Annotated in this window: 13 protein-coding genes and 1 tRNA gene; 4 read left to right on the forward strand and 10 right to left on the reverse strand. The window is 68.2% G+C overall.

Annotation, left to right across the window (positions count from 1 at the left end):
- The coding region (locus tag AC5RWT_RS14810) for an AAA family ATPase (RefSeq protein WP_494080836.1) at window positions 1-1,089 on the forward strand (1,089 nt) is incomplete at its 5' end.
- 79 nt (window positions 1,090-1,168) lie between these two features.
- Here the strand turns inward: AC5RWT_RS14810 and AC5RWT_RS14815 are convergent.
- Window positions 1,169-2,308, reverse strand: coding sequence for a septum formation family protein (locus tag AC5RWT_RS14815; RefSeq protein ID WP_494080837.1), 1,140 nt, complete (start codon window positions 2,306-2,308; stop codon window positions 1,169-1,171).
- 263 nt (window positions 2,309-2,571) lie between these two features.
- On the opposite strand from AC5RWT_RS14815, the gene AC5RWT_RS14820 reads away from it, so the two are divergent.
- Window positions 2,572-2,802: a DUF3073 domain-containing protein gene (locus AC5RWT_RS14820; RefSeq protein ID WP_494042743.1), complete on the forward strand. Its 231-nt coding sequence runs from the start codon at window positions 2,572-2,574 to the stop codon at window positions 2,800-2,802.
- 51 nt (window positions 2,803-2,853) lie between these two features.
- Here the strand turns inward: AC5RWT_RS14820 and AC5RWT_RS14825 are convergent, their stop codons facing one another.
- From AC5RWT_RS14825 to AC5RWT_RS14850, 6 genes are all read right to left on the reverse strand, one after another.
- The gene (locus tag AC5RWT_RS14825) at window positions 2,854-3,318 is read right to left on the reverse strand and encodes a 2'-5' RNA ligase family protein (protein ID WP_494042742.1); all 465 of its coding nucleotides are present in this window, start codon (window positions 3,316-3,318) and stop codon (window positions 2,854-2,856) included.
- Window positions 3,319-3,434: 116 nt separating this feature from the next.
- Entirely contained in the window at window positions 3,435-4,550 is a 1,116-nt protein-coding gene (purM, locus tag AC5RWT_RS14830; protein WP_494042741.1) for a phosphoribosylformylglycinamidine cyclo-ligase, read from the reverse strand.
- Window positions 4,547-6,097, reverse strand: coding sequence for an amidophosphoribosyltransferase (gene purF / locus AC5RWT_RS14835; RefSeq protein WP_494042740.1), 1,551 nt, complete (start codon window positions 6,095-6,097; stop codon window positions 4,547-4,549). The genes purM and purF overlap by 4 nt, the downstream gene beginning before the upstream one ends.
- A gap of 72 nt (window positions 6,098-6,169) precedes the next feature.
- Window positions 6,170-6,709 (reverse strand): hypothetical protein, encoded by a 540-nt coding sequence (locus AC5RWT_RS14840; protein ID WP_494080838.1) that lies wholly within the window; start codon window positions 6,707-6,709, stop codon window positions 6,170-6,172.
- Window positions 6,710-6,719: 10 nt separating this feature from the next.
- On the reverse strand, window positions 6,720-7,082 hold the full coding sequence (locus AC5RWT_RS14845) for a sterol carrier family protein (protein WP_494080839.1): 363 nt from the start codon (window positions 7,080-7,082) through the stop codon (window positions 6,720-6,722).
- 15 nt (window positions 7,083-7,097) lie between these two features.
- Window positions 7,098-8,102, reverse strand: coding sequence for an asparaginase (locus AC5RWT_RS14850; RefSeq protein ID WP_494080840.1), 1,005 nt, complete (start codon window positions 8,100-8,102; stop codon window positions 7,098-7,100).
- Between the two features lie 66 nt (window positions 8,103-8,168).
- Here AC5RWT_RS14850 and purD point away from each other — a divergent pair, with 66 nt between their 5' ends.
- Complete coding sequence (gene purD / locus AC5RWT_RS14855; protein WP_494080841.1) at window positions 8,169-9,488, forward strand: phosphoribosylamine--glycine ligase; 1,320 nt, start codon at window positions 8,169-8,171, stop codon at window positions 9,486-9,488.
- Window positions 9,489-9,496: 8 nt separating this feature from the next.
- A complete protein-coding gene (locus AC5RWT_RS14860; RefSeq protein ID WP_494080842.1) occupies window positions 9,497-10,453 on the forward strand; it encodes a phosphoribosylaminoimidazolesuccinocarboxamide synthase in 957 nt (318 codons plus the stop codon).
- Here the strand turns inward: AC5RWT_RS14860 and AC5RWT_RS14865 are convergent.
- The 3 genes from AC5RWT_RS14865 to AC5RWT_RS14875 all read right to left on the reverse strand — a co-directional run bounded on the left by AC5RWT_RS14865 (window position 10,420) and on the right by AC5RWT_RS14875 (window position 12,499).
- Window positions 10,420-11,064 carry a hypothetical protein gene (locus tag AC5RWT_RS14865; protein ID WP_494080843.1) on the reverse strand — a complete coding sequence of 215 codons (645 nt, stop codon included), beginning with the start codon at window positions 11,062-11,064 and terminating at the stop codon, window positions 10,420-10,422. The two genes, AC5RWT_RS14860 and AC5RWT_RS14865, sit on opposite strands and share 34 nt — an antisense overlap.
- 83 nt (window positions 11,065-11,147) lie before the next feature.
- Window positions 11,148-12,305 carry an FAD-dependent oxidoreductase gene (locus AC5RWT_RS14870; RefSeq protein WP_494080844.1) on the reverse strand — a complete coding sequence of 386 codons (1,158 nt, stop codon included), beginning with the start codon at window positions 12,303-12,305 and terminating at the stop codon, window positions 11,148-11,150.
- Window positions 12,306-12,422: 117 nt separating this feature from the next.
- Window positions 12,423-12,499 (reverse strand) — tRNA-Pro (locus tag AC5RWT_RS14875).
- Window positions 12,500-12,530 lie beyond the last annotated feature (31 nt).

The following is a 12,530-nucleotide window of genomic DNA, read 5'->3' on the forward strand; positions in this document are numbered from 1 at the left end:
CTGGCCCAGGCGCAGGCGGCCGAGGAACAGGGCGGCGCCGGCCGGGACCAGATGGTCTCCGAGGAGGTGACCGCCGACGACATTGCCGAGGTCATCTCCGCGTGGACCGGCATCCCCGCCGGCCGCATGCTGCAGGGAGAAAGCCAGAAGCTGCTGCAGATGGAGGAGCACATCGGCTCCCGGCTGATCGGCCAGTCCAAGGCGGTCGCCTCGGTCTCGGACGCGGTACGGCGGGCCCGGGCGGGGATCAGCGACCCCGACAGGCCCACCGGCTCGTTCCTCTTCCTGGGGCCCACCGGCGTCGGCAAGACGGAGCTGGCCAAGGCACTGGCGGACTTCCTGTTCGACGACGAACGTGCCATGGTCCGGATCGACATGAGCGAGTATTCGGAGAAGCATTCCGTGTCCCGCCTTGTCGGCGCCCCTCCCGGGTACGTGGGCTACGAAGAGGGCGGCCAGCTCACCGAGGCCGTGCGCCGTCGCCCCTACTCGGTGGTGCTGCTGGACGAGGTGGAGAAGGCCCATCCCGAGGCCTTCGACATCCTGCTGCAGGTGCTCGACGACGGACGCCTCACCGACGGTCAGGGCCGCACCGTGGACTTCCGCAACGTGATTCTGGTGCTGACCTCCAACCTGGGCTCGCAGTTCTTGGTGGACCAGTCACTGGACCAGGAGAAGAAGCGCGAAGCCGTCCTCAGCGTGGTGCATGCAAGCTTCAAGCCCGAGTTCCTCAACCGGCTGGATGACGTGATCATCTTCGACCCGCTGAGCATCGAAGAGCTGTCCCGGATCGTGGACCTGCAGGTGGCCTCGCTCGCCGCCCGGCTGGCCGACCGCCGGCTCACCCTGGAGGTGACGGACGCGGCCCGGGAATGGCTGGCCCTGACCGGCTTCGATCCGGCCTTCGGTGCCCGGCCGCTGCGCCGGCTGGTGCAACGCGAGATCGGCGACAAACTGGCCCGCGGCCTGCTGGCCGGCGAGATCAGCGACGGCGACACCGTGCTGGTGGATGCACCGGAGATCGGCGGAGAGGGCGGTGCCGGCGGCCTCACCGTGCTGGCAAAAGTGGGTGCGGTCCGGAACGTCTAAGGCAGGACCGTTCCTGGGACGGAAAAGTCCGGCGACGCCGCATCAGCGGTGGTCGCCGGACTTTTGTGAGTCGGCGGCGTTACGGGCCGACCAGAGTGCCGGTGATCTCTTCGCCTTCGGCGGCGATCTTGAAGCAATCGATCCTGCGGTCGCCCCGGGCCCAGGTTTCCTCGGACGGCATCCCGTAGGAGTCCTTGAGCTCGGGGGCCTCTGCCACGGCGTCGTTGAGGACGACGGCGGTGCAGACCGCCTGCGCCTTGATGTTCAGTTCGTCGGCACCCGGGAACTTTTCATCGGCGCCGTAGGAGAACGTTCCGACCAGCTGGGCCGTGTGCGGGGTGTCGCAGGTGACCACGGTGGCGTCGCGCATCACCGCCTCGAAGTCGGTGAAGCACTGGCCCTGCTGGAAGTCGAACGGCGAGACGTCCTCGGCGACCACTCCGTCGGCGTTCGCCGTCTCCGCCGGACTCTGCGACGACGAGGGGCTCGCGGCCCCGCCGGCCGGCGAGCTACTGGTCAGGCTGGACACGATGATGGCGATAATCACGATGGCTACAACGACCACCGCGCCGATGATGACCAGCGGCTTCCAGTCGATGTTCCGACCCGACCCAGCGGCGGAATCCTCGGCGGCGGCGGTGTCGTCGCCGGTGCTGTTCGGGGGCGTGGTTCCGGCGGGGGTCGAATACCATTTCTTTTCCGGCGCGGAACCGTCGGCGCTTGCCGGCGCGGAGTCCCAGTCCGCGGGCGGCATCGGCGGGGCCGCCGGTGACGTGGGCGGGACCGCGGGCGACGTGGGCGGGACGGCCGGCGACGTGGGCGGGACGGCGGGTGAAGCCGCGGTGGCTTCCGGTGCGTGCGCAGCCGGGAACGCCTCTGCGCTTTCCCCCAGGTCCTGATCGCCCGCCGCTGCTCCGGCCGGCGCGGTGCCGCTGGCCTTGATGGCACCGTCGTCACGGGGGCCACCGATTAACCGCCCGGCAGCTTCGGCTTCCTCCTCCACCGCCTGGGCTTCGGCGGCAGCGACCGCCAGATCGGCCTCGGCCGCGGTGTCGTCACTGATCCGCGCAGGGCCCAGGGTCGGCTCAGCCAGTTCGACGTCGTCGGCGCTGACATGGAGATCGGGTTCAGGCACGTGGAGGTTCTCCGCGTCGAGGTTCTCCGGGCCCTCCTGCGGAGGCCTCCCGCGGTCGTCAGGCCGCTTGTCCTGTTCGCTCATGGGGAAACTTGCCTTCCGTGCGTGTTGTCCTCCGGGAGAAAGGAGAACTGGTCCACGATGACTTTAGCCAACAATCCCGTTGCGCCGCACGATTTTGCCGTTTCCGGACGTGGGGAGTCGCCTCGCAGCGACTGGCCGCCCTGCCACGAGCAGTGTGGAAAACCATGTACCCTAGAGGTACGACAGAATTGATCAATTATTCCGGAGCCTCGTGCGCTAGCCGTGCGACCACCTCCGGATCGACGTACAAAGGGGGTCACGCCATGGGGCGCGGCCGTCAGAAGGCAAAAGCAACCAGGCAGGCCCGGGACATGAAGTATTTCAGCCCGGCCACTGACCTCACTGCTCTCCAGCGCGAACTCGGCGCTGCGAAACGCCATACCTCCGACGCATTCTCCGATAATCCGCCTGAGCCGGATTACTCGGGTTATGAGGACAAGTACGCGGATCAGTACGACGATGACGAGGACGAAGGCAGCCGCAACGTCGGTTAGCCGGCCGCGGTCGCTACCTCCCTGTCGAACGCTTTCGGCCGGACTTCCCGCCTAGTTCCAGACGGCGAGGACCCGTCGGTGCTTTGCATCCCCGTCGGGCCGCATGTCCACCAAAGCTGCCTGCTCCACCCGGATCACATCGCCCGGCTGCAGCCGTCCTTCTGCTTGGTGGCTGATGTGCGGGCGGAAGTTCTGGCGGGTGTGCTGCGGGCTGAGCAGGTGGATCTCCGTTCCGAGTGCGTCGAGCAGGCGGTCGTGCAGCAGCTGCAGTTGCGGATGCGGTTCCACCAGCGAGACCGGCACGGAATGGTTTCTGCCGAAGAAGTCGTCCGCCCCGGCGCGTACGTCAAACTCCAGCAGGCCGGCGAATGCGCCGCCGATCCGCTCGCCTACGCCGTCGGGCGGCTCCTTGCTGTCGAAGCGCGCCAGCGTGATGTGCAGCGGCCAGTCGCTCCGCGGGAACGTGTGCCCGGGGCGCACCGGCTTGACGAACACCACGACCACGTACGCACCCATACGCCCAGTGTCCCACCGCGGGTGGGCCCTGGACATGTCCGGCAAAGCAAAACCGCCCCTGCACCGGATGCGGTGCAGGGGCGGTCCAGCGTCGGAACGGCAGCGTCCGGGACGGCTCAGGCGTATGAATTGACCAGATGGACGGCGCCGCCGTCGACGCCCTTGGCGCCCTGGACAAAGTCGACGCCGCCCAGCGAAGCGTCGATGGGAGCAACCTGCCCCATGACCCAAGCCGGCATGCCGCGCTCGTTCAGCCGCTGCAGGGCGGCATCCGCCCCGGCGGCGTCCACGATGGCGACCATGCCGACGCCGAGGTTGAGCGTCCGCTCCAGATCGGCCTGCGGCACGTTGCCCAGTTCGGCGATGAGCTTGAAGATGGCCGGCAGCTCCCACGTGGAGCGGTCCACCGTGGCCATCAGTCCTTGCGGCAGCACGCGTGCGAGGTTGGCGGCCAGACCGCCGCCGGTGACGTGGCTGAAGCCGTGCACCCCGGCCGCTTCAAAGCGGGCCAGGTCCAGGCAATCTGCCGCGTAGACGCGGGTGGGCTCCAGCAGTTCCTCGCCGAGCGTCCGGCCGAACTCGGTCACCTGCCGGTCCAGCGCCCAGCCGGCGTGATTGATCACGCGTCGGACCAGCGAGTATCCGTTGGAGTGGATGCCGGAGGACGCCATGCCGATCACGACGTCGCCGTCCTTGACCCGCTCCGGACCGAGCAGCGCATCGGCCTCCACCAGCCCGGTGGCAGCTCCGGCAACATCGTATTCGTGCTCGCCCAGCAGGCCGGGATGTTCGGCCGTCTCGCCACCCACCAGTGCGGTGCCGGCCACCTCGCAGGCGGCCGCGATGCCGCGCACAATGTCCGCGATGCGCTCGGGGACCACCTTGCCGCAGGCGATGTAGTCGGTCATAAACAGGGGCTCGGCGCCCACCACCACGATGTCGTCGACGACCATGCCGACCAGGTCGAAGCCGATGGTGTCATGGATATCCATGGCCTGGGCGATGGCCACCTTGGTGCCCACGCCGTCGGTGGAGGTGGCGAGCAGCGGCTTGCGGTACTTCAGCAGTGCCGAGACGTCGTACAGTCCGGCGAAACCGCCGACCCCGCCGATCACGTTGGAGTTGTGAGTGGCCTTGATGGCACCCTTCATCAGCTCGACCGCCCGGTCGCCGGCTTCGACGTCGACGCCGGCGCTGGCATAGGTGATCTGGCCCTGTTCGGGGGAGGTCATACTCGCTCTTTCTTGTCTTCGGCGGTCAGGAGGTTCTCCAGGTCCGAGTCCGGCCCTGGGTCGCAGGAGCCGTGCTCCGGTTCGTCGCCGCGCTCGAGCAGATTCTTGCCCAAGCGGTCCGCGGACGGCAGTTCGATCGGATACTCGCCGGTAAAGCAGGCGGTGCACAACCGCTCGCGCGGCTGTTCCGTGGCTTCGATCATGCCGTCTTCGGAAATGTAGCCGAGGCTGTCGGCTCCCAGGGATGCCCGGACGTCTTCGACGCCGATTCCATTGGCGATCAGCTCGGCCCGGCTGGCGAAGTCAATGCCGTAGAAGCAGGGCCACTTGATGGGCGGCGACGAGATCCGCACGTGCACCTCGGCCGCACCGGCCTCACGCAGCATCCGGACCAGGGCCCGCTGGGTGTTGCCGCGGACGATCGAATCGTCGATCACCACCAGCCGTTTGCCCTGCACGACGGACTTCAGCGGGTTCAGCTTCAGTCGGATGCCCAGTTGGCGGATGGTCTGGCTGGGCTGGATGAAGGTCCGGCCCACGTAGGCATTCTTGACCAGCCCCTGGCCGTAGGGGATGCCGGAGGCTTCGGCGTAGCCTATGGCTGCCGGTGTGCCGGACTCCGGCGTGGGGATCACAAGGTCGGCCTCGACCGGATGTTCCTTGGCCAGCTTGCGGCCCATCTCCACCCGGGCAGCGTGGATGCTGCGGCCGTTGATGGAGGTGTCCGGGCGGGCCAGGTAGACGTACTCGAAGACGCAGCCGGCGGCCTTTTTCTCGGCGAAACGCTGGGAACGCAGTCCGTTCTCGTCGATCGCGATGAATTCGCCCGGCTCAACTTCGCGCACGAAGGAAGCGCCGACGATGTCCAGCGCCGCGGTCTCCGAGGCCACCACCCAGCCGCGTTCCAGCCGGCCGAGGACCAGCGGACGGACTCCGGCTGGGTCGCGCGCAGCGTACAGGGTGCCTTCATCCATGAAGGTGAAGCAGAACGCGCCGCGCAGCTTGGGCAGCAGTTCCATCGTGCGCTCTTCGAGCGACTGGCCTTCCTGGCCGGCCATCAGCGCGGTGACCAGTGCGGTGTCAGTGGTATTGCCCTGGGCCATTTCGCCGCGGTCGGGCTTGCCGAATTTCTCCAGCACCTTCTCGTACAGCTCCGCGGAGTTGGTCAGGTTGCCGTTGTGCGCCAGCGCCACCGTGCCGGTGGCTGTAGCGCCGAGGGTGGGCTGTGCGTTGGCCCAGGTGGAGCCGCCAGTCGTGGAGTAGCGGCAGTGGCCGACGGCGATGTGCCCGGTCAGCGTGTTAAGCGTGGTTTCGTCGAAGACCTGGGACACCAGGCCCATGTCCTTGTAGACGTTGATGCGTTTGCCGTCGCTGGTCGCAATACCGGCGGACTCCTGTCCGCGGTGCTGCAAGGCGTACAGGCCGTAGTAGGTCATTTTTGCTACTTCTTCACCGGGGGCCCAGACGCCGAAAACGCCACAGGCGTCCTGGGGTCCCTTTTCGCCGGGGAGAAGATCATGGGAGAGTTTTCCGTCACCGCGTGCCACCCGCTTATTCTCTCATGTGACCGGCGGGCAGCATCACCGAGGTGATGGGAATTACGGCCGTCGGCCGGCAGGTTACGTCCGGCGTTCGCCTTCGGATTCGCCGTCCGGTTCGCCGCCGACGGCAGCGCTGCCGGCAGTGGAGCTTTCGTCCTGGCCAGTGGAGTCGGCAGAAACTTGCGGCGTACTCATGGCGGTGTCCGTCTCGGCGCCGGCAGAGCCGTTGGCCTGCGCGTCGTCGGGCTCGGGCTGGCCGGGTAGCAAAAGTTGACCGTCAGTTGCCGCGGAGTCAACCACGTCTTCCTGCCCCGGCTCGGCAACGGCCGTAGCCGGCTTGGCACGCTTGACGCTGACCCGGTCGATGACCAGGAACAGCAGCGAACCGATCAGCACACCGGCCAACGCGAAGAGCACGGCCAGGAAGGCGAAAATGGTGCCGCGGGTGAAATCGGGGTTCTCCGGGCCGGTATACGCAGAGATGGCGGCAGCAATGACGCCCAACAGCGCCCAGATGAGGACGAAGGGCACGAATTTCGGCGCCCGGCGGACGGTGACGTCCCGGCGTTCCGGATCAGCCTGCCGGTTGTCGCGGGCCGGTTCTTGCTCAGAAGTCATGCATTCCAGCCTACCGGGCGAAGAGCGGCAGCCTATCCGCCAGCCCGGCCCGCAGGCCGGAGGCAGCCACCTTGCCTGCTGCGACGGCGCTGTCCCACCCCAGCGCCCCCGTCACCAGAGCCAGCCACGTGGCCGGGTCGGTTTCCACCACGTTCGGGGGAGTGCCGCGGGTATGCCGCGGACCTTCGATGCACTGGGCGACGCCGAACGGCGGCACCCGCACTTCCACGCTGTTGCCGGGAGCACGCTCGGAAAGTTCCTCCAATGCGTACCGCACGGCCGTTGCGGTTGTCTTCCGGTCGATGGCGCCCGCCCGCCACGCAGCCAAGGCGGCGTTGCCCTCTTCCGCCGCGATCCGGCGTCGTACTCCCATGGCTGGTGCTCCGCCTCAGTCCAGCAGGGCGACCATGGGCGGTGCCAGCCGGAGCCGGCCGACAGGCTGGCCGCCGCCGAGCACCGGCTTGACCACTTCCTCCAGCACCGGCCCCACCTTGTCCACGTCGATGGCGTCGCAGGCGGCCAGCAGGGTCAGCGCGATCAGCGAGCCGGCGCGGGAACTGCCGTCCAGGATCTTCACCGCCACCGAAACCCCCGACGGCGTACCCATCACCATCACGCCTTCGGCGCCGGACTTGGCGATGATCTCCAATTCCTGCATCACCACGGTGTTCTCCTGGCCGTGACCGTGGACGGCCCACGGGTAGTCCAGCATGGCGGTGGCGATGGTGGCCGCGCGGGCATCGGCGTTCTTGTCCGCCGGGGCCTTGGCCAGCTTGCCCACGGCCCGGGCGAGGCCAGTCAGGGACAGCGCCGGAGCCGGCGCGCCGCAGCCGTCGACGGCGATGTGCTCGATCTTCTCTTCGGCGTACTCCTCAAGGACTTCCATGACGCGGCGCTGGAGCGGGTGGTTCGGCTCCAGATAGTTGCGGGTGTTCCAGCCGTTCTCCACGCAGGCCCACAGGAAGGCGGCGTGCTTGCCGGAACAGTCGAAGGCCAGGCGCTGCTGGCCCCGTTCGGTGCGGACCAGCCAGCCCCGCGCCTGTTCGTCCTGCGGCCAGGCCGGCGGGCAGCGCAGGTCGGCGTCGGTCAGGCCAGCGGCCTTGAGCATGCCCTCCACTACGTCCATGTGCTCCAGCGATCCCACGTGGCTGGCACAGGCCAGGGCCACCTGGTCGCCGCGAAGCGGGACGCCGGACTGCATCGCGGCCAGGGCCTGGAAGGGCTTGAGCGTGGAGCGCGGGAAGATCGGTGCGGTGATGTCGCCGAGTTCGGTCACCACGGTGCCGTCCGCGGCCATCACCACGGCGGAGCCCAAGTGGCGTGATTCGATGAAACCGTTGCGTTCGACGACGGCCAGTTCCACGGCGTCCGCGGCTTTGAATGTCTCGGGCATGGACTTAGTTTAGGTCCGGCGCAACAACTTCGAGGCTCCGCCCCGCGCCAAGTAGGGTAGTTCTTTGTGAAGGTACTTGTGATCGGCCCCGGTGGCCGCGAGCACGCAATAATCCGTTCCCTGTTGGCCGATCCGTTTGTGACCGAGGTCCATGCTGCCCCGGGCAACGCCGGCATCGCGCAGATCGTGCCCACCCACCCGGTGGACGCCAGCGACCCGGCCGCCGTCGCCGAGTTGGCCCAACGGCTGGAATCCGACCTGGTGGTCGTGGGCCCGGAGGCGCCGCTGGCAGCCGGCGTGGCTGACCCGTTGCGCGCGGCCGGGATCCCGGTGTTCGGCCCCAGCAAGGAAGCTGCCCGATTGGAGGGCTCCAAGGCCTTTGCCAAGCAGGTCATGGCCGCGGCGAACGTGCCCACCGCCATGGCGCATGTTGCCACCAACGCCGAGGAGGCAGCCGAGGCGCTGGATGCGTTCGGCGCTCCGTACGTGGTCAAGGATGACGGGCTGGCTGCCGGCAAGGGAGTGGTGGTGACCGGGGACCGCGATGCAGCCCTGGCCCACGCCCAGGCCTGCTTCGACGCCGGCGGCTCCGTGGTGATCGAGGAATTCCTGGACGGCCCGGAAGTCTCCCTGTTTGTGATTTCCGACGGCGAACGCGCCATTCCGCTGGTGCCCGCGCAGGATTTCAAGCGGATTTTCGACGGCGACGAAGGCCCGAATACCGGCGGCATGGGCGCCTACACCCCGTTGCCCTGGCTGCCGCCGGGCTTCGTCGAGGAGGTCATGGACCGCGTTGCGCTGCCCACGATCCGCGAGATGGCCAACCGGGGCACACCGTTCGTCGGCGTGCTGTTCTGCGGCCTGGCCGTGACGAGCCGCGGGGTGCGGGTCATCGAGTTCAACGCCCGCTTCGGCGATCCGGAGACCCAGGCCGTGCTGGCCCGGCTGCGGACGCCGCTGGGCGGGCTGCTGCTGGCCGCGGCCAAGGGGGAGTTGGACGACGCTGAACAGCTGGTGTGGTCCAGGCGGTCCGCGGTGGCAGTGGTGCTCGCCTCGGAGAATTACCCAGGCACGCCGCGCACCGGCGACCGGATTCGCGGGCTGAAGAAGGCCAACGCGCTGGACGACGTGCATGTGATCCACGCCGGAACGGCGCTGGACGAGAACGGCAAGGTGACCAGCGCCGGCGGGCGGGTGCTCGCCGTCGTCGCCCTGGGCGAAGACTTGGTGGAAGCGCGCGAACGGGCCTACGAAGGCATCGGCACCATCGGCCTCGAGGGCTCGCAGTTCCGCAGCGACATCGCACTATTGGCAGCCCAGGGCGCCATCACCGTGCCCGGGCAGGCCACGCACGCCGGGCCGCAGGCCGAAGCACAGAGAGACTGAGGAACGCCATGGCATTCGCCCCCGACGTGCTGGAACTGCCCGGCTGGAAGCATGTCTACTCCGGCAAGGTCCGCGACCTGTACGTGCCGGCCGCGGCCCAGCAGGTGGAGACCTCCAGCGAGGACATCGCCGCCGAAGGCCTGCTGGACCAGCGCAACGACACCGTCCTGGTGGTGGCGAGCGACCGGATCAGCGCCTTCGACCATGTGCTCTCCAGCGAGATTCCGGACAAGGGCCGGATCCTTACGCAGTTGAGCCTCTGGTGGTTCGAACAGCTCGCCGGAGGAGACAGCCCGATAGCCCACCACGTGGTGTCCACGGATGTGCCCGAAGCCGTGGCCGGCCGGGCGATGGTCTGCAAGAAGCTGGACATGTTCCCGGTGGAATGCATTGCCCGCGGCTACCTGACCGGATCCGGGCTGGAGGAGTACCGGCAATCCCAGACGGTGTGCGAGCTTCCGCTGCCCGCGGGCCTGGTGGACGGCTCCCGGCTGGAGCCGGCCATCTTCACGCCGTCGGCCAAGGCCGAGGTGGGCGAGCACGACGAGAACATCACCTATGACGCCGTGGTCCAGACTATGGGGGCGGAGACCGCAGCCCGGCTGCGCGAGCTGACCCTGACGATCTACACGCGCGCCGAGGAGATTGCCCGGGGACGCGGAATCATCCTGGCGGACACCAAGGTGGAGTTCGGCATCGATCCGGCGACGGGGGACATCACGTTGGGCGACGAGGTGCTGACCCCTGATTCCTCCCGGTTCTGGGATGCGGACACGTACGAACCCGGCAAGGCGCAGCCCTCCTTCGACAAGCAGTTCGTGCGCGATTGGCTGACCTCGCCGGCCTCCGGCTGGGACAGGAACTCGGACACCCCGCCGCCGGTGCTGCCGGAGGAGATTGTGCAGAAAACCCGGGCCCGCTACGTGGAAGCCTACGAGCGGCTCACCGGCCGGACGTTCGCCTGACCGGAAGGCCTGACCGGCAGGAAAGCCCGGCCGGTCTGCGCGACGGCTTCCGCGGGACGGCCCGCGGCCCGTTCGGCCTCCGAGAGGCGGGCCGCTGCTTCGGCGACCGCCGTCGGGAAGGCGCCGGCACCGCCGTCGTCATCCGGACCCAGGGAACGCAGCGCATCGGCGCGTTTCATGGCACGGAGCATGGCCGCTGTCTCCGGCCGCGAGACGTCCGACATGTCCGGGTAGTCGATGGCCAGGGCCGGATCCAATTCGTACGCCAGCCAGCGGGTGCGGGCCGCATCGTGGCGGGCGGCCGCTTCATGCCAGCCGCGCGTGTCCTGGTAGCGGACGGCGGCGGCGGCCCGGCGGGTAATCCGCCAAGCGGCGGGGGCCGCGCAACCGGCGGCGAGCAGCAGCCAGAGCGGCACTGCTGCCGGGAAGAGCGCGGCGGCGGCAAGCACCACGGTCAGCGCGCAGCAGAGCCCGGAAAAGCAGTACCAGAACGCCGTATCCGCGTCGGGGGAGCGGCGCAGGCCGCGTTCGACCGCGTAAGAGGTCAGGAAAACCACAGCCGCCAGCACCACGGTGGCCATGGCCAGCTGCGCGAACTGGGCGAGGAACATCTGCACCCCTGGGGGACGGAGTTACCTCTATTTCAGTACGGACGCGGGCTTCAGTCAATGGCGGTCGGCTACTGCGGGCCGGATCAGCTCTCGACGCGGCCGACGACGTCGTCCAACTGCCGGTACACCACTGCCTGCGGCAACATGCTGATCAGCGAGCGTTGGAGTTTTTGCTTCCACGGCTTCTGCTCCCGGGCCATGTTTGCCATCTTGCGTGAGCCCTTCACCACCTTGGCCGTGTGTGGTGCCCGCGCCTGTTCGTAGCTGCGCAGGGCGGTGGTGATGTTCCAATCGGCGGCCAGCGCATCGGCCAGCGCGACGGCGTCCTCGAGGGCCTGGCCCGCCCCCTGGCCGAGGAACGGCAGCATGGGGTGCGCGGCGTCGCCCACCAGCGTGGCGTGGTTGCCGGACCAGGCCAGGACCGGCTTCCGATCGAAGAGCTCGTGGGCCATGATGTCCTGGCTCTTGGTGGCGCGGATGACCGCCCGGATGGCCGGGTGCCAAAGGTCGAAGCGCTGCAGGGCCAGCGTGCGCCAGAGGACGTCGTCGTCCTGTGCCAACGCCGCATTCGGCATGGTGGCATACCAGTAGATCTGCCCACCGGGCAGCGGGACCATGCCGAAGACCTCGCCGTTGCCCCACGACTCACCCCACGGGAGCCACGCGGGATCAAGGTCCCCGATGGGGCAGACCGCGCGCATCGCGGTGATGCCGGAGGGACGCGGGGTGCCGTCGCCCACCAGGTCGTGCCGGACCAGCGAGCGCAGGCCGTCGGCGCCGATCACCAGGTCGGCGTGCATCCTGCCGCCGTTGTTCAGCATGACGGTGCCGCCGTGCGGATCGCGGCTGAACTTCACTGCCTGCAGGCCCAGGTGAACAGTGTTGACGTACAGCGAGTCGTTCAGCAGTGTGGTGAGGTCCGAGCGGTGGATCGCGCGCAGGGGGTGGCCGTACCGGTGGCGCATGTCATCGCTGCTGAAGCTGGCGAGCACGTTGCCGAACTGGTCGTGTGAGCTGCCGCCGACCGGCAGCGAGGCGTCTTGGAAGGCGCCGAGCAAACCGAGGCGCTCCAAGGCGCGCGTCCCGTTGGCCCAGATGGTTATTCCGGTACCTATCGGCTGCAGCGTTCCGGAGCGTTCGACCACATGGACTTTCCAGCCGGTTCGCTGCAAGGCCCGCGCTGTGGCGAGCCCGGCGATTCCGGCCCCTACGATGAGCGCCGAGCGCTGCTGAGAAGCCATGGGTCCATACTTCCCGCTTTAGGGGCGGGTTCACAACTTCCCGGCGGTACAAATCGGGTGGGGGAGCAGGAAAAGCAAAAACTCCCGCCGCTCCGAAGAGCAGCGGGAGTTCTGATCTGGTCGGGGTGACAGGATTTGAACCTGCGACCTCGTCGTCCCGAACGACGCGCGCTACCAAGCTGCGCCACACCCCGATACCGGTGCCCCGCCGTCGTTATGATGACC

It is taken from the genome of Arthrobacter sp. Dra40 (assembly GCF_059091905.1).

Bases quoted from the DNA above. Each gene is read 5' to 3' on its own strand.
- AC5RWT_RS14815 (WP_494080837.1), bottom strand. From the start codon at position 2,308: ATGAGCGAACAGGACAAGCGGCCTGACGACCGCGGGAGGCCTCCGCAG.
- AC5RWT_RS14820 (WP_494042743.1), top strand. From the start codon at position 2,572: ATGGGGCGCGGCCGTCAGAAGGCAAAAGCAACCAGGCAGGCCCGGGAC.
- AC5RWT_RS14825 (WP_494042742.1), bottom strand. From the start codon at position 3,318: ATGGGTGCGTACGTGGTCGTGGTGTTCGTCAAGCCGGTGCGCCCCGGG.
- purM (WP_494042741.1), bottom strand. From the start codon at position 4,550: ATGACCTCCCCCGAACAGGGCCAGATCACCTATGCCAGCGCCGGCGTC.
- AC5RWT_RS14840 (WP_494080838.1), bottom strand. From the start codon at position 6,709: ATGACTTCTGAGCAAGAACCGGCCCGCGACAACCGGCAGGCTGATCCG.
- AC5RWT_RS14845 (WP_494080839.1), bottom strand. From the start codon at position 7,082: ATGGGAGTACGACGCCGGATCGCGGCGGAAGAGGGCAACGCCGCCTTG.
- AC5RWT_RS14850 (WP_494080840.1), bottom strand. From the start codon at position 8,102: ATGCCCGAGACATTCAAAGCCGCGGACGCCGTGGAACTGGCCGTCGTC.
- AC5RWT_RS14860 (WP_494080842.1), top strand. From the start codon at position 9,497: ATGGCATTCGCCCCCGACGTGCTGGAACTGCCCGGCTGGAAGCATGTC.
- AC5RWT_RS14865 (WP_494080843.1), bottom strand. From the start codon at position 11,064: ATGTTCCTCGCCCAGTTCGCGCAGCTGGCCATGGCCACCGTGGTGCTG.
- AC5RWT_RS14870 (WP_494080844.1), bottom strand. From the start codon at position 12,305: ATGGCTTCTCAGCAGCGCTCGGCGCTCATCGTAGGGGCCGGAATCGCC.